At 65.3% G+C, this 15,124-nt stretch carries 15 protein-coding genes and 1 tRNA gene; 13 read left to right on the top strand and 3 right to left on the bottom strand.

Features of this window, described 5'->3' with window-relative positions; translation table 11 throughout:
* Positions 1-57: 57 nt before the first annotated feature.
* From WS89_RS12650 to WS89_RS12640, 3 genes are all read right to left on the bottom strand, one after another.
* On the bottom strand, positions 58-1,608 hold the full coding sequence (locus tag WS89_RS12650) for a SulP family inorganic anion transporter (protein WP_059499236.1): 1,551 nt from the start codon (positions 1,606-1,608) through the stop codon (positions 58-60).
* Between the two features lie 41 nt (positions 1,609-1,649).
* Positions 1,650-2,294 (bottom strand): carbonic anhydrase, encoded by a 645-nt coding sequence (locus tag WS89_RS34925; RefSeq protein ID WP_059791283.1) that lies wholly within the window; start codon positions 2,292-2,294, stop codon positions 1,650-1,652.
* Between the two features lie 381 nt (positions 2,295-2,675).
* Positions 2,676-3,188: a hypothetical protein gene (locus WS89_RS12640; RefSeq protein WP_059791281.1), complete on the bottom strand. Its 513-nt coding sequence runs from the start codon at positions 3,186-3,188 to the stop codon at positions 2,676-2,678.
* A gap of 167 nt (positions 3,189-3,355) precedes the next feature.
* On the opposite strand from WS89_RS12640, the gene WS89_RS12635 reads away from it, so the two are divergent.
* The 13 genes from WS89_RS12635 to nuoF all read left to right on the top strand — a co-directional run bounded on the left by WS89_RS12635 (position 3,356) and on the right by nuoF (position 15,058).
* Positions 3,356-4,615, top strand: a complete 1,260-nt coding sequence (locus WS89_RS12635; RefSeq protein WP_059791279.1) for a branched-chain amino acid ABC transporter substrate-binding protein — start codon at positions 3,356-3,358, stop codon at positions 4,613-4,615.
* Positions 4,616-4,722: 107 nt separating this feature from the next.
* Positions 4,723-4,992, top strand: a complete 270-nt coding sequence (gene rpsO, locus WS89_RS12630; protein ID WP_006398792.1) for a 30S ribosomal protein S15 — start codon at positions 4,723-4,725, stop codon at positions 4,990-4,992.
* A 290-nt stretch (positions 4,993-5,282) separates the two neighbouring features.
* On the top strand, positions 5,283-7,430 hold the full coding sequence (gene pnp / locus WS89_RS12625; protein ID WP_059499239.1) for a polyribonucleotide nucleotidyltransferase: 2,148 nt from the start codon (positions 5,283-5,285) through the stop codon (positions 7,428-7,430).
* Between the two features lie 148 nt (positions 7,431-7,578).
* Positions 7,579-8,598: an NAD(P)H-quinone oxidoreductase gene (locus tag WS89_RS12620; protein ID WP_059499240.1), complete on the top strand. Its 1,020-nt coding sequence runs from the start codon at positions 7,579-7,581 to the stop codon at positions 8,596-8,598.
* Between the two features lie 140 nt (positions 8,599-8,738).
* Positions 8,739-9,494: a triose-phosphate isomerase gene (gene tpiA / locus WS89_RS12615; protein ID WP_059499241.1), complete on the top strand. Its 756-nt coding sequence runs from the start codon at positions 8,739-8,741 to the stop codon at positions 9,492-9,494.
* Between the two features lie 72 nt (positions 9,495-9,566).
* Positions 9,567-9,944, top strand: a complete 378-nt coding sequence (gene secG, locus WS89_RS12610) for a preprotein translocase subunit SecG (RefSeq protein ID WP_059499242.1) — start codon at positions 9,567-9,569, stop codon at positions 9,942-9,944.
* Positions 9,945-10,054: 110 nt separating this feature from the next.
* Positions 10,055-10,139 (top strand) — tRNA-Leu (locus tag WS89_RS12605).
* Positions 10,140-10,292: 153 nt separating this feature from the next.
* Positions 10,293-10,652 carry an NADH-quinone oxidoreductase subunit A gene (locus WS89_RS12600; protein ID WP_006398798.1) on the top strand — a complete coding sequence of 120 codons (360 nt, stop codon included), beginning with the start codon at positions 10,293-10,295 and terminating at the stop codon, positions 10,650-10,652.
* A gap of 62 nt (positions 10,653-10,714) precedes the next feature.
* The gene (locus tag WS89_RS12595) at positions 10,715-11,194 is read left to right on the top strand and encodes a NuoB/complex I 20 kDa subunit family protein (protein WP_006398799.1); all 480 of its coding nucleotides are present in this window, start codon (positions 10,715-10,717) and stop codon (positions 11,192-11,194) included.
* Positions 11,195-11,215: 21 nt separating this feature from the next.
* Positions 11,216-11,818: an NADH-quinone oxidoreductase subunit C gene (locus tag WS89_RS12590; protein ID WP_059791274.1), complete on the top strand. Its 603-nt coding sequence runs from the start codon at positions 11,216-11,218 to the stop codon at positions 11,816-11,818.
* Between the two features lie 9 nt (positions 11,819-11,827).
* A complete protein-coding gene (locus WS89_RS12585) occupies positions 11,828-13,081 on the top strand; it encodes an NADH-quinone oxidoreductase subunit D (protein WP_059499243.1) in 1,254 nt (417 codons plus the stop codon).
* 184 nt (positions 13,082-13,265) lie between these two features.
* On the top strand, positions 13,266-13,751 hold the full coding sequence (nuoE, locus tag WS89_RS12580; protein WP_059499244.1) for an NADH-quinone oxidoreductase subunit NuoE: 486 nt from the start codon (positions 13,266-13,268) through the stop codon (positions 13,749-13,751).
* Positions 13,748-15,058 (top strand): NADH-quinone oxidoreductase subunit NuoF, encoded by a 1,311-nt coding sequence (gene nuoF / locus WS89_RS12575; RefSeq protein WP_006478267.1) that lies wholly within the window; start codon positions 13,748-13,750, stop codon positions 15,056-15,058. Before nuoE ends, nuoF begins: the two co-directional genes overlap by 4 nt.
* Positions 15,059-15,124: the final 66 nt, after the last annotated feature.

The following is a 15,124-nucleotide window of genomic DNA, read 5'->3' as shown; positions in this document are numbered from 1 at the left end:
GCGCCCCCGAAACGCCCCGTGCGGCCCTGTGCCGCCGGGGCGTTTTTTATCGGCCGCTCATTCGGCGGCCGGCGCACGGAACAGCCAGCGGCGCGCAGCCGCGCGTGGCGCGGGATGGCGCCGGCGGAACTCGACCGCGATCCCGCGCCGCGGCGCATCGGCGACGAACGCATCCAGCAGTTCGAGCACGTCGTGATCGATGTAGTCGGCGCGCGTCGCGTCGATGATCACCGCCGCCCGGTCCGGAATGTGCCGCAGGTGGTGCTTGACTTGCACCTTGCCGAGAAACGACACGTCCTTGCGGAACGACAGCAGGAAGTGGTCGTCGTGCTGCGCGAGCGTGACGGGGCTCTTCAGGTTCGCGACGGCGACGGCCAGCACGCTGCACGCGAGACCGAGCGCGATACCGAACAGCAGGTCGACCGTCAGCACGCCGGCGATCGTCGCGGCGAACGGCACGAACGCGGCCGGCCCCTGTTTCATCACCGAGCGGAACAGCGCCGGCTTCGCCAGCTTGAAGCCCGTATGGATCAGGATCGCGGCCAGGCTCGCGAGCGGGATCAGGTTGATCAGCCCGGTGAGTGCGAACACGCTGGCGAGCAGCAGCACTCCGTGGATGATCGCCGACATCCGGCTTTGCGCGCCCGCGTTGACGTTCACCGAGCTGCGCACGATCACCGACGTGATCGGCAGGCCGCCGACCGCACCCGCGACGAGGTTGCCGACGCCCTGGGCCTTCAGTTCGCGATCGGGTTGCACCGGCCGGCGCTTGGGGTCGAGCTGCTCGACCGCCTCGAGGCTCAGCAGCGTCTCGAGGCTGGCGACGACCGCAAGCGTGATCGCGACGCGCCATACGTCCGGATTGACGAGCTGCGCGAAGTTCTGGCCGAGCTCCGCGTGCTTGAGCGATGCGGCGAAGGCGGCGAACGATCCGAGTTCGGGCAGCGTGACGCGATGGGCGGCGCCCGGCGCGACCGCGGGCGCGACGACACCCAGCACGAGTGTCGCGCCGATGCCGAGCACGACCACCGCGAGCGGCGCGGGCACCGAGCGCACCAGCGCGAAGCGGCGCAGCGCGGGGGTGTCCCACGCCACGAGCAGCGCGAGCGAAACGAGCGCGATGGCCGTGGCGGCCCATGCGACAGGCAGGCCCGGCCAGTTCGCAAACGATTGCGCGGCCTGGCCGCCAATGCCGAATGCGAACGGAATCTGCTTCACGATCAGCAGCAGGCCGATCGCGGCGAGCATGCCCTTGATGACGGGCGACGGCACATAGGCGGCGAAGCGGCCCGCGCGCAGCATGCCGAAGCCGAACTGGAGCACGCCGGACAGCAGCACCGCGAGCAGGAACGCGGAGAAGCTGCCGAGTTGCGCGATCCCTTCGACGACGATCACGACGAGGCCGGCGGCCGGCCCGCTGACGGACAGCGACGAGCCGCTCAGCAGCGCGACGACGATGCCGCCGACGATGCCCGACACGAGCCCGGCGAACGGCTCGACGCCTGAGGCGTTGGCGATGCCCAGACAGAGCGGCAGCGCGACGAGGAAAACGACGATGCCGGCGACGATGTCGCGCGGCAGGGTGGATAGGCGCTCGTTCAGTTTCATGGTTGGGAGTGGTTTCGTTGGCATGGAGGACGGGGCGCGGATCAGCCGAGCGCGGCGGCCGCGGCAGGCTCGGCTTCGGCTTCGGCTTCGGCCGGCGGCGCCGTGTAGCCGGAATCGAGCTCCTTCAGGCGCCCGTCGGCGAGCGAAAAGATCCAGCCGTGCACGAGCGGCGGCCGTTCGCGGCCGCGTACGATCGGCGACGCGCGCAGCAGCCGCACCTGTTCGAGCACGTTCAGCTCGGCGAGGCGGTCGGCGGCGGCCAGGTCGTCGAGCCCGTCGAGCGCGTCGCGATGACGCCGCGCGAGCGCGCAGAGCGGCGCGATGCGGCGCGCGACGTGCGGCAGGTCGGCGGGCGGCGGCAGCAGCGACGCGCGGACCCCGCCGCACCCGTAATGGCCGCATACGATCACGTGATCGACCTTCAGCACTCGCACCGCGTACTCGAGCACGCTGGCGGAATTGTCGTCGTCGGGGTGGAACAGGTTCGCGATGTTGCGATGGACGAACAGCTCGCCGGGTGCGCAGTGCGTGATGGTTTCGGCCGGCACGCGGCTGTCGGCGCAGCCGATCCACAGCACGCGCGGGTTCTGGCCGCGCGCGAGCGCGTCGAAGAAGCCGGGCGTGTGTTCGCGCGTCTCGCGGGCCCAGGCAATGTTGGCAACCAGCATGCTCTTGGGGCGATTCATGAGGACTCCTTTCCGATAAAGGCAAATAAATACCGAACGAAATGGCGCAATGGCATTCTTTCTAAATTGAAAGGTTTGGTTTCGGTGATATTAGGGGTATGCCCTAGCAGTCCGGGTGAGTTGAAACAAATTGTTTCAAATTGATTGGGCGTAGTGCATTGCATGCACCAGCCCGACGCATGACATGCACTGCCCATGCCTGTTTACGCGCCACGGCCCGCATGACGGGGTGTTCAGCGTATTGCCATCGCAATGTCATCGATCGGAAAAGTTTTCCGTCTTATTCGTTAAATCAAATAAGGCGACGGAAAAAATGAAATGGCCATTCAGCAATAATTCGTGAATGGCCATTGCGATAATTGCGCGTAAATGTGCAATCGGTCAGAACAGGTTGCGGCGATCGGGGTCGTGCAGCGGGTCCGGCGTTTTCTGCGTGGTGCGCAGGATGCCCTGCGGATCGAAGTAGAAGCTGTACATCATGTACCAGACGTTGTCCTCCAGATACCGGTACGTCCAGACCTCGCGCTTCATCAGCGGGAAGTAGGAGGTCTCGACCGGGCGTCCGAAATTGACGAGGACGTCGGTCTTCGTCCACTTGCCGATTTCCGCGCGATAGAACTCGCTCGGCTGCAGCACCTGGCGCACGTTGACGATCCGGTGGGCTGTATCGACGTCGGCCGCGACCGTGATCTCGCCCATCGGCTGAGTCGGCCACATCAGGCGCTTGCCGCCGCCGGGCAGGTCGTAGATCTCGCGCGGCGGCCCCATGCGCGCGACGATCGCCGATTCGTCCTGGCCGGCCTGGTATTGCTGCCACGGTTGCGCGCAACCGGCCAGCAGCGCGGCGGCGCAGGCGGCCAGCACCGGCAGGCGCGCAGGAATGCGAATGCGCATCGGATTTCTCCAGAACACGGAAACAAGCCCCGTTTTATCACGGACGGCGCGCGATCGCGCATCGCGCGGAAAAAATCGGTGCGGATCGCGCACCGCCGCGCTTGCGGGCGGCGGGTGCGGGAGCCTATGATCCGCGCTTCTCGGGCAGATTGAAGGGCAGGTGGCCGATGCAGGGGTGGAAGCGATGCGCGCTCGCGTGGAGCGCGGGGTGGATGCTGATGTCGTCCGCATTTGCCGGTGGCGAGCCGGTGCGGATCGCGCTGATCGAAGGGATGTCGGGCCCGTTCGCGAACGCGGGCGCCGCGGTCGAGCGCAACCTGCGCTTCGGCGTCGAGCAGGTCAATGCGGCGGGCGGCGTGAAGCTGCGCGACGGCGCGCACCGGCTCGAACTCGTGGTGCTCGACAGCAAGGGCAGCCCGGAGGAGGCGCTCGTGCAATTGCGCGCGGCCGCCGACCGCCGTATCGGCTTCGTCGCGCAGGGCAACAGCTCGGCCGTCGCGGCCGCGCTCGTTGCGGCGCTCGACAAGCTGAACGCGCGCGATCCGGACCGCCGGATGCTGTTCCTGAATTATTCGGCCGACGATCCGGCGCTGACGGGCGCGCGCTGCAGTTTCTGGCATTTCCGCTTCGACGCGCATGCCGGCATGCGGATGGCCGCGCTCGCGGACGTGATGGCGCGCGATCGCGCGCTGCGCAAGGTCTATCTGTTGAACCAGGACTACAGCTTCGGCCACGACGTCAGCGCCCTCGCGCGGCAGGCGCTGGCCGCGCGACGCCCGGACGTGACGATCGCCGGCGACGAATTTCACCCGATCGGCCGGATCAAGGATTTCTCGCCGTATATCGCGAAGATCCGCGCGAGCGGCGCGGACGCCGTCGTGACCGGCAACTGGGGCAACGACCTCACGTTGCTCGTGAAGGCGGCGCGCGAACAGGGGCTCGATGCGAAGTTCTATACGTTCTACGGCAACAGCCTCGGCGCGCCGGCAGCCTTGGGCGACGCGGGCGTAGGGCATGTCGTGGCCGTTGCGGACTGGCACCCGAACGCGGGCGGCGTCGGCTCCGACGCGTTCTACCGTGCGTTCCGGGCCCGTTTCCCGGCCGCGCAGGACGACTATCCGGTGCGGCGGATGAGCCAGATGATCGAAATGCTGGCCGCCGCGATGACCAGCGCGGGTTCGGCCGACCCGGTCGCAGTTGCGCGTGCGCTCGAGGGCCTGTCGTTCGACGACGGCTTTCACGCGTCGCGGATGCGCGCGCAGGATCACCAACTGATCCAACCCCTTTACGTGATGGAAATGGACAAGGCCGGTACGCCGGGCGTGCGCTTCGACAACGAAGGGTCGGGCTACGGCTTCCGGACGGTGCTCGCGGTGCCGGCGCCGCGTACGGAGATGCCGTCGACGTGCTCGATGACGCGCCCGTGACAGGAGGCGGTAAGAACGGCACCGAGTTGTGCTACAATGCGCGCCGGTTGTAAATCACGGCACGGCCATTCTTCCGTGTCCGCCTGTTCAGTTAGAAAGGAAATCACATGTCTGTTGCAGATATCAAGAAGTCGGAAGTCGTTGCTCAGTTCGCCCGCGGTACCAACGACACGGGGTCGCCCGAAGTCCAGGTCGCACTGCTGACCGCACGTATCGTCGAACTGACGGGTCACTTCAAGACCCATGCGAAGGATCACCACAGCCGCCGCGGCCTGCTGCGCATGGTGAGCCGCCGCCGCAAGCTGCTCGACTACCTCAAGGGCAAGGATGCCGACCGTTACCGCGCACTGATCGAGAAGCTGGGTCTGCGTAAGTAATCGAGGCGATTGCCGCCAGCAAGATGCCTGTGTCAGTCCGCTGATACAGGCATTTTGTTTTTGCGCGGTGCGTAGCGTCACACGCATCGCAGGCTGTCCGGCACGTTCGTGCGGGGCCGCCGCCACGACCGATACCGGGGCGGGATTTGTGTCATTCCAGCGCGTCGCTGCATGAGCGCCGCGCTGGAATGGCATAAAAAACACACCTTGCTCCGGGTGATTCGGTCGGGACGCCGCCGCGCGGGATCGCCGGCGCGGCGAACGAAATGCATGAATACAAAGGAGCAACCATGTCCATGTTCAACAAGGTCGTGAAGGAATTCCAATGGGGCCAGCACAAGGTGCGCCTCGAAACCGGTGAAGTCGCCCGCCAGGCGAGCGGCGCCGTGATCGTCGACGTCGAAGACACCGTCGTGCTGGCAACCGTCGTCGGCGCGAAGTCGGCGAAGCCGGGCCAGGATTTCTTCCCGTTGACCGTCGACTATCTCGAGAAGACCTACTCGGCCGGCAAGATCCCGGGCGGCTTCTTCCGCCGCGAAGGCCGTCCGTCGGAACACGAGACGCTGACGTCGCGCCTGATCGACCGTCCGCTGCGCCCGCTGTTCCCGGAAGGCTTCTACAACGAAGTCCAGGTCGTGATCCACGTGCTGTCCGTGAACCCGGAAATCCCGGCGGACATCCCCGCGCTGATCGGCGCATCGGCTGCGCTCGCCGTGTCGGGCCTGCCGTTCAACGGCCCGGTCGGCGCCGCGCGCGTGGCGTACATCGACAACGCGTACGTGCTGAACCCGACGCGTGAGCAGCTCAAGGCATCGCGCCTCGACCTCGTCGTCGCGGGTACGGAGCGCGCCGTGCTGATGGTCGAATCGGAAGCCGATCAACTGTCGGAAGACGTGATGCTGGGCGCCGTGGTGTTCGGCCACGAGCAGATGCAGGTCGCGATCGACGCGATCCACGACCTGGTCCGCGACGGCGGCAAGCCCGAGTGGGACTGGCAGCCGGCGCCGAAGAACGAGGCGCTGATCGCACGCGTGACCGAGCTGGCGCAGAACGATCTGCTCGCCGCTTACCAGCTCCGCGACAAGCAGGCGCGTTCGGCGAAGCTGAAGGAAGTCTACGCGGCGACGTCGGCGAAGCTCGAGGAAGAGGCGCTGGCGGCCGGTACGGTCGCGGCCGACAAGGCCACGGTCGGCAACGTGCTGTTCGACATCGAAGCGAAGATCGTCCGCTCGCAGATCCTGAACGGCGAGCCGCGCATCGACGGCCGCGACACGCGCACCGTGCGCCCGATCGAGATCCGCACCGGCGTGCTGCCGCGTACCCACGGCTCGGCGCTGTTCACGCGCGGCGAGACGCAGGCGCTGGTCGTCGCGACGCTCGGCACCAAGGGTGACGAGCAGATCATCGACGCGCTCGAAGGCGAATACCGCGAGCGCTTCATGCTTCACTACAACATGCCCCCGTTCGCGACCGGCGAAACGGGCCGCGTCGGCTCGCCGAAGCGCCGCGAAATCGGCCACGGCCGCCTCGCGAAGCGCGCGCTGGTCAAGTGCCTGCCGAGCGCCGACGAATTCGGCTACTCGATCCGCGTCGTGTCGGAAATCACCGAGTCGAACGGTTCGTCGTCGATGGCGTCGGTGTGCGGCGGCTGCCTCGCGCTGATGGACGCCGGCGTGCCGATGAAGGCGCACGTCGCGGGTATCGCGATGGGCCTGATCCTCGAAGGCAACAAGTTCGCGGTGCTGACCGACATCCTCGGCGACGAAGATCACCTCGGCGACATGGACTTCAAGGTGGCCGGCACGGAGCAGGGCGTGACGGCGCTGCAGATGGACATCAAGATCCAGGGCATCACGAAGGAAATCATGCAGGTCGCGCTCGCGCAGGCGAAGGAAGGCCGCATGCACATCCTCGGCAAGATGACCTCGGCGGTGTCGGGTGCGAACACGCAACTGTCGGAATTCGCGCCGCGCATGATCACGATCAAGATCAACCCGGAAAAGATTCGCGACGTGATCGGCAAGGGCGGTTCGGTGATTCGCGCGCTGACGGAAGAAACGGGCACGACCATCGACATCTCGGACGACGGCGTCGTGACGATCGCGAGCACGAGCAGCGACGGCATGGCCGAAGCGAAGAAGCGCATCGAGCAAATCACGGCTGAAATCGAAGTCGGCCAGGTGTACGAAGGCACGGTGCTCAAGCTGCTCGATTTCGGCGCGATCGTGAACCTGCTGCCGGGCAAGGACGGCCTGCTGCACATCTCGGAAATCGTCAACGAGCGCGTGAAGGACATCAACGACTACCTGAAGGAAGGCCAGCAGGTGAAGGTCAAGGTGATCCAGACGGACGAGAAGGGTCGCGTGCGTCTGTCGGCCAAGGCGCTGCTGAATGAAGCAGCGGCGGCAGCGCAGTCGGATACGCCGCCGCAGCAGTAAGCGGACAGGCGGACCAACGGCCGGCAGTGCGAAAGCGTGCCGGCCGTTTTTTCTGTAGCATCGTTGTGCGGCGCAGCAGCGCCGGCCAGGCGCCCGCGCCGTGCGCATGGGCGTGCCATCCGATTCCGATCCTGGAGCGACTCTCACCATGAAAGCCATCGAAATCACCGAATTCGGCGCCCCCGACGTGCTGAAGCTCGCGGAGCGTCCGCGGCCCGAACCGAAGCGCGGCGAGGTGTTGATCAAGGTGGCGGCTTCCGGCGTGAACCGGCCCGACGTGTTCCAGCGCAAGGGCGCCTATGCGCCGCCGCCGGGTGCGTCGGATCTGCCGGGCCTCGAGGTCGCGGGCGAGATCGTCGGCGGCGATTTGTCCGATGCGGCGCTGAATCCGTTCGGCCTGAAGCTCGGCGATCGCGTGTGCGCGCTGCTCGCGGGCGGCGGCTATGCCGAATACGCGGTCGCGCCGCTGCCGCAGTGCCTGCCGGTGCCCGACGGCCTCACCGATATCGAGGCCGCATCGTTGCCCGAAACGTTCTTCACCGTGTGGAGCAACGTGTTCGACCGTGCGCAGCTCGGCGCGGGCGAGGGCGGCGAACAGGAGACGCTGCTCGTGCAGGGCGGCTCGAGCGGCATCGGCGTCACGGCGATCCAGATCGCGCATGCGCTCGGCTTTCGCGTGTTCGCGACGGCAGGCACCGCCGACAAGTGCCGTGCGTGCGAGGCGCTCGGCGCCGAGCGCGCGATCGACTACAAGACGGAAGACTTCGTCGAAGTCGTGAAGTCGCTGACGCACGATCGCGGCGTCGACGTGATCCTCGACATGGTGGCGGGCTCGTACGTGCCGCGCGAGCTGTCCGCGCTCGCGGACGGCGGCCGTCTCGTGCTGATCGCGCTGCTCGGCGGCGCGAAGGCCGAGGTCAACCTGAACGAGATCCTGCGGCGCCGGTTGACGGTGACGGGCTCGACGTTGCGCCCGCGCCCGGTCGAGTTCAAGGCGCGCATCGCCGCGCAGCTGAAGGCGCGCGTGTGGCCGCTGCTGGCCGACGGTCGCATCAAGCCCGTGATCTATCGTGTGCTACCGGCCGGCGAGGCTGCGCAGGCGCATGCGCTGATGGAGAGCGGCGAGCACATCGGCAAGATCGTGCTTGATTGGGGCGCGAACGCATGACGGCCCGCGCGGCGGGCTTGACATACGCGGTTTGACCGGTTCAAGCCGCGCGCAGTAAAATCGCGGGTTTGCTTCGCCAGATCCAACCTGACGGCCGGGTTCCGGCACGTTAATGACAAGATAGTGACGAGACAGACACGATGTCGAAACAACGAACAAAGCGAGTGATCGGCAACTGGAAGATGCATGGCCGGCTGGCCGGCAACCAGGCGCTGCTGAGCGAAGTGGTGCAGGGTGCGGGCGCGGTGGCGGCTGAAACGTCGATCGGCGTGTGCGTGCCGTTCCCGTATCTCGCGCAGGTTCAGGCGCAGCTCGGCGGCGGCCGTGTCGCGTTCGGTGCGCAGGACGTGTCCGCGCACGAGCAAGGCGCGTTCACCGGCGAGGTGGCGGCTGCGATGGTGGCGGAGTTCGGCGCGCAATATGCGATCGTCGGCCATTCGGAGCGTCGCGCGTATCACGGCGAAAGCAGCGAGACGGTCGCGGCGAAGACGCAACGCGCGCTCGCGGCCGGCCTCACGCCTGTCGTGTGTGTCGGCGAGACGCTCGACGAGCGCGAGTCGGGTGCGACCGAGCAGGTCGTCGGTGCGCAGCTCGACGCGGTGCTGGCCGTGCTGACGGCTGACGAAGCCGCCCGCATCGTCGTCGCGTACGAGCCGGTCTGGGCGATCGGCACGGGCAAGAGCGCGACGTCGGCGCAGGCACAGGACGTGCACGCGTTCCTGCGTGCGCGTCTCGCGGCAAAGGGTGCGGAGGGCGTGTCCGTGCTGTACGGCGGCAGCGTGAAGCCGGACAACGCGGAAGAGCTGTTCGCGCAGCCGGACATCGACGGCGGCCTGATCGGCGGCGCGTCGCTGAAGGCGGAAGATTTTCTGGCGATCTGCCGGGCTGCGCGTTGAGCGGTCCGAGATCGAATTGAACCATGACGGCGGCCGGTCGGTCCGGTCGCTTGATCCAATCGGGTGGGTGTGATGCTGTTATTCAAGACGCTGATTATTGTGGTGCAGGTGCTGTCTGCACTCGGTGTGATTGGGCTCGTGCTGCTGCAGCACGGCAAGGGCGCCGACATGGGCGCCGCATTCGGCAGCGGCGCGTCGGGCAGCCTGTTCGGCGCGACGGGCTCGGCGAACTTCCTGTCGCGCACGACGGCCATTCTCGCGGCGATTTTCTTCGTCGCGACGCTCGCGCTGACGTACCTCGGTTCGTACAAGTCGACGCCGTCGGCGGGCGTGCTCGGCACGGCGGTGACCGCGCCGGCATCGGCTCCGGCAGCATCGACGCCGGCCGTCGCGGCGTCTGCCGCCGCCGGTTCGGCCGCAAGCGCACCGGGCCAGGATGTCCCGAAATAAAAAGTTAATTTTTTTGCGGTTGTGCGTTGAACAAATCCGGAACTCGGGTTAGAATTTAATTCTTGAAGCGATTCGCGGGAACAAGCAGCACAACCCGAGTTGCATGCAGTGCCGACGTGGTGAAATTGGTAGACACGCTATCTTGAGGGGGTAGTGGCGAAAGCTGTGCGAGTTCGAGTCTCGCCGTCGGCACCAAAGTTACTCAATGCCAGCCGCTTCTAGTGGCTGGCATTTTTCATTTCTGGGGTGTGCTTGCGGTTGTCTTGCGATCGCCTGCACTCCGAAATGATTCCTTCCGCCGGAAGTGGTATTCTCCGGACGCTCAGAACCAACCGATAGAGGATTGCCTTGAACCTCGCAGCCTATTACCCCGTCTTGTTGTTCCTCCTCGTGGGCACTGGTTTAGGTATAGCGCTGGTCAGCATCGGCAAGCTCCTTGGTCCCAACAAGCCGGACGTCGAGAAGAACGCACCGTACGAGTGCGGCTTCGAAGCCTTTGAAGACGCCCGGATGAAATTCGACGTACGGTATTACCTCGTCGCCATCCTGTTCATCATCTTCGATCTCGAAACCGCATTCCTGTTTCCGTGGGGCGTCGCGCTCCGGGACATCGGCTGGCCGGGTTTCATCGCAATGATGATTTTTCTGCTCGAATTCCTGCTGGGCTTTGCCTATATCTGGAAGAAAGGCGGCCTCGACTGGGAGTGATGGGTTAATCGCCGGTTTGCATGGGCGGCCGCGCTCGGTCGCTCGTCTGGAGTGGAAAGCAAATGAGTATCGAAGGGGTCTTGAAGGAAGGGTTTGTCACCACGACGGCTGACAAGCTGATCAACTGGACGCGTACCGGCTCGCTGTGGCCGATGACGTTCGGGCTCGCGTGTTGCGCCGTCGAGATGATGCATGCGGGCGCGGCCCGTTACGATCTGGACCGGTTCGGCGTCGTGTTCCGTCCGAGTCCGCGTCAGTCGGACGTGATGATCGTCGCCGGCACGCTGTGCAACAAGATGGCGCCCGCGCTGCGCCGCGTGTACGACCAGATGGCCGAGCCGCGCTGGGTGATCTCGATGGGGTCGTGTGCGAACGGCGGTGGTTACTACCACTACTCGTACTCGGTGGTCCGCGGCTGCGACCGGATCGTGCCGGTCGACGTCTACGTGCCGGGCTGTCCGCCCACGGCCGAGGCGCTGGTCTACGGCGTGATCCAGCTTCAGGCGAAGATCCGCCGCACCAATACCATCGCCCGTCAATAAAGCCCCGAGCGTCCCCTCAATATGGCAAGCAAAATCGAGACCCTCAAGGCCAACCTCGAAGCCGCGCTCGGCGCGCGCGTGGTGAGCCTCACCGAAGCGATCGGTGAACTGACGCTCGTCGTGAAGGCGAGCGATTACCTCGAAGTCGCAAAGGCGCTGCGCGACGATCCGAAGCTCCGTTTCGAGCAACTGATCGACCTCTGCGGCGTCGACTACCAGACCTTCGGCGATGGCGCCTACGACGGTCCGCGCTTCGCGGCCGTGTCGCACCTGCTGTCGGTCACGAACAACTGGCGCCTGCGCCTGCGCGTATTCGCGCCGGACGACGATCTGCCGATCGTGGCGTCGCTGGTCGACATCTGGACCTCGGCGAACTGGTACGAGCGAGAAGCGTTCGACCTGTACGGCATCGTGTTCGAAGGCCACCCCGACCTGCGCCGCATCCTCACCGACTACGGCTTCATCGGTCACCCGTTCCGCAAGGACTTCCCGGTGTCGGGCTACGTCGAAATGCGTTACGACCCGGAAGAGAAGCGGGTTGTGTACCAGCCGGTGACGATCGAGCCGCGCGAAATCACGCCGCGCGTGATCCGCGAGGATCGCTATGGCGGTCTGAAACATTAAGGGGGCGTCATGGCAGAAATCAAAAACTACACGCTCAACTTCGGCCCGCAGCACCCGGCAGCGCACGGCGTGCTGCGCCTCGTGCTCGAGCTCGACGGCGAAGTCATCCAGCGTGCCGATCCGCACATCGGCCTGCTGCACCGCGCGACGGAAAAGCTCGCGGAATCCAAGACCTTCATCCAGTCCGTGCCGTACATGGACCGTCTCGACTACGTGTCGATGATGGTCAACGAGCATGGCTACGTGCTCGCGATCGAAAAGCTGCTCGGCATCGACGTGCCGGAGCGCGCGCAGTACATCCGCGTGCTGTTCGACGAAATCACGCGCGTGCTGAACCACCTGATGTGGATCGGCGCGCACGCGCTCGACGTCGGCGCGATGGCCGTGTTCCTGTACGCGTTCCGCGAACGCGAAGACCTGATGGACGTGTACGAAGCGGTGTCCGGCGCCCGGATGCACGCGGCCTACTATCGTCCGGGCGGCGTCTATCGCGATCTGCCTGACGCAATGCCGCAATACAAGGCGTCGAAGATTCGCAACGAGAAGGCGCTCGCGAAGATGAACGAAGCGCGCAGCGGCTCGGTGCTCGACTTCATCGACGATTTCTTCACGCGCTTCCCGAAGTGCGTCGACGAATACGAAACGCTGCTGACCGACAACCGGATCTGGAAACAGCGTCTGGTCGGGATCGGCGTCGTGAGCCCGGAGCGTGCGTTGCAGATGGGCCTGACCGGCCCGATGCTGCGCGGCTCGGGTATCGCATGGGATCTGCGCAAGAAGCAACCGTACGAAGTGTACGATCGCATCGATTTCGACGTGCCGGTCGGTGTGAACGGCGATTGCTACGACCGCTATCTGGTGCGCGTCGAGGAAATGCGCCAGTCGGTCCGTATCGCGAAACAGTGTATTGAGTGGCTCCGCAAGAATCCGGGCCCGGTGATGACGGACAATCACAAGGTTGCCCCGCCGTCGCGCGTCGGCATGAAGACCAACATGGAAGACTTGATTCACCACTTCAAGCTCTTCACCGAAGGTTTCCATGTGCCGGAAGGCGAAGCGTACGCGGCGGTCGAGCATCCGAAGGGTGAGTTCGGCATCTACCTCGTGTCCGACGGCGCCAACAAGCCGTATCGCCTCAAGATTCGCGCGCCGGGTTTCGCGCACCTGGCGTCGCTCGACGAAATGGCGCGCGGTCACATGATCGCCGACGCCGTCACGATCATCGGTACGCAGGACATCGTGTTCGGCGAAATCGATCGCTAATGGTTGCGCCGCCCGCGAGCGCGGGCGGCGAGCAGTCAGTCACATGCGAAGTCACATGCGGTATGCGCCGAACCGGCGCGGCTTCGCAAGCTGTCAACAGAGTGAGCGCCAGGTCTGCCGTCCATGCACCCCGATGTGCGGCAGGTTGTTCGTTCGGTAGGAATTGAAAGAGTCGTGTCTGAAAATGATCTCAGCTGAAGGCCTGAAGGAAATCGATCGCGCGTTGACGAAGTATCCCGCCGATCAGAAACAGTCCGCCGTGATGTCGGCGTTGGCCGTTGCTCAGGAAGAGCATGGCTGGCTGTCGCCCGAACTGATGCAGTTCGTCGCGGACTATCTCGGCATGCCGGCCGTTGCCGTGCAGGAAGTCGCGACGTTCTACACGATGTACGAGCTCAAGCCGGTCGGCAAGCACAAGATCACGCTCTGCACGAACCTGCCGTGCCAGCTCGGCCCGCACGGCGGCGCGGAAGCGGCTGCCGATTACCTGAAACAGAAGCTGGGCATCGACTTCGGCGAGACCACGCCCGACGGCAAGTTCACGCTGAAGGAAGGCGAATGCATGGGCTCGTGCGGCGATGCGCCGGTGCTGCTGGTGAACAATCACAGAATGTGCAGCTTCATGAGCCGCGAGAAGATCGACCAGCTGCTTGAGGAGCTCTCGAAATGACGTCCCTCCACGACCGTCACATCAAACCGCTGATCCTCGCTGGTCTGAACGGCGAGAACTGGCATCTCGAAGACTACGTTGCGCGCGGTGGCTACAAGCAGCTGCGCCGCATTCTCGAAGAAAAGATCCCGCCCGAGCAGGTGATCGCCGACGTGAAGGCGTCGGGCCTGCGCGGCCGCGGCGGTGCGGGCTTCCCGACCGGCCTGAAGTGGAGCTTCATGCCGCGCCAGTTCCCGGGGCAGAAGTACCTCGTCTGCAACTCGGACGAAGGCGAGCCTGGCACGTTCAAGGATCGCGACATCCTGCGCTGGAACCCGCACGCGCTGATCGAAGGCATGGCCATCGGCGCGTACGCGATGGGCATCACCGTCGGCTACAACTATATCCACGGCGAAATCTTCGAAGTGTATCGACGCTTCGAAGCCGCGCTCGATGAAGCGCGCGCGGCCGGGTTCCTCGGCGACAACATCATGGGCTCGGAATTCTCGTTCCAGCTGCACGCGCACCACGGTTACGGCGCGTACATCTGCGGCGAAGAGACGGCGCTGCTCGAGTCGCTCGAAGGCAAGAAGGGCCAGCCGCGCTTCAAGCCGCCGTTCCCGGCGAGCTTCGGCGTGTACGGCAAGCCGACCACGATCAACAACACCGAGACGTTCGCGGCGGTGCCGTTCCTGCTGTCCATCGGGCCGCAGAATTATCTCGAGATCGGCAAGCCGAACAACGGCGGCACGAAGATTTTCTCGGTGTCGGGCGACGTCGAGCGTCCGGGCAACTACGAGGTGCCGCTCGGCACGCCGTTCGCGACGCTGATGGAGCTCGCCGGCGGGATGCGCGGCGGCAAGAAGATCAAGGCCGTGATTCCGGGCGGGTCGTCGGCGCCGGTGATCCCGGGCGACATCATGATGCAGACGGATCTCGACTACGATTCGATCGCGAAGGCGGGCTCGATGCTCGGCTCCGGCGCGGTGATCGTGATGGACGAGACGCGCTGCATGGTGCGCTCGCTGCTGCGCCTGTCGTACTTCTACTACGAGGAATCGTGCGGCCAGTGCACGCCGTGCCGTGAAGGCACCGGCTGGCTGTATCGCGTCGTGAACCGCATCGAGCACGGCGAAGGGCGCCAGGAAGATCTGGACCTGCTGAATTCGGTGGCCGAGAACATCATGGGCCGCACGATCTGTGCGCTCGGCGATGCGGCGGCGATGCCGGTACGCGGGATGCTCAAGCACTACTGGGACGAATTCGCGTACCACGTCGAGCACAAGCACTGCATGGTCGGCGGCCACGCGCACGCGGCGGCAGCCTGAAGCGCACCCGGTTGCGGAATTTGAGCGCACGGTCGGGCCAAGGCGCGAACGGGCGGAAATAGGTTA

Origin of the sequence: Burkholderia sp. MSMB1072 (assembly GCF_001524725.1) — a bacterium.
Taxonomy (GTDB): domain Bacteria; phylum Pseudomonadota; class Gammaproteobacteria; order Burkholderiales; family Burkholderiaceae; genus Burkholderia.
Note: the sequence above shows the minus strand (reverse complement) of the source record. Positions and strands in the feature narration are given on the sequence as shown.

Coding starts and splice junctions, on each gene's coding strand:
- WS89_RS12650 (WP_059499236.1), bottom strand. CDS start 1,608: ATGAAACTGAACGAGCGCCTATCCACCCTGCCGCGCGACATCGTCGCC.
- WS89_RS34925 (WP_059791283.1), bottom strand. CDS start 2,294: ATGAATCGCCCCAAGAGCATGCTGGTTGCCAACATTGCCTGGGCCCGC.
- WS89_RS12640 (WP_059791281.1), bottom strand. CDS start 3,188: ATGCGCATTCGCATTCCTGCGCGCCTGCCGGTGCTGGCCGCCTGCGCC.
- WS89_RS12635 (WP_059791279.1), top strand. CDS start 3,356: ATGCAGGGGTGGAAGCGATGCGCGCTCGCGTGGAGCGCGGGGTGGATG.
- rpsO (WP_006398792.1), top strand. CDS start 4,723: ATGTCTGTTGCAGATATCAAGAAGTCGGAAGTCGTTGCTCAGTTCGCC.
- pnp (WP_059499239.1), top strand. CDS start 5,283: ATGTCCATGTTCAACAAGGTCGTGAAGGAATTCCAATGGGGCCAGCAC.
- WS89_RS12620 (WP_059499240.1), top strand. CDS start 7,579: ATGAAAGCCATCGAAATCACCGAATTCGGCGCCCCCGACGTGCTGAAG.
- tpiA (WP_059499241.1), top strand. CDS start 8,739: ATGTCGAAACAACGAACAAAGCGAGTGATCGGCAACTGGAAGATGCAT.
- secG (WP_059499242.1), top strand. CDS start 9,567: ATGCTGTTATTCAAGACGCTGATTATTGTGGTGCAGGTGCTGTCTGCA.
- WS89_RS12595 (WP_006398799.1), top strand. CDS start 10,715: ATGAGTATCGAAGGGGTCTTGAAGGAAGGGTTTGTCACCACGACGGCT.
- WS89_RS12590 (WP_059791274.1), top strand. CDS start 11,216: ATGGCAAGCAAAATCGAGACCCTCAAGGCCAACCTCGAAGCCGCGCTC.
- WS89_RS12585 (WP_059499243.1), top strand. CDS start 11,828: ATGGCAGAAATCAAAAACTACACGCTCAACTTCGGCCCGCAGCACCCG.
- nuoE (WP_059499244.1), top strand. CDS start 13,266: ATGATCTCAGCTGAAGGCCTGAAGGAAATCGATCGCGCGTTGACGAAG.
- nuoF (WP_006478267.1), top strand. CDS start 13,748: ATGACGTCCCTCCACGACCGTCACATCAAACCGCTGATCCTCGCTGGT.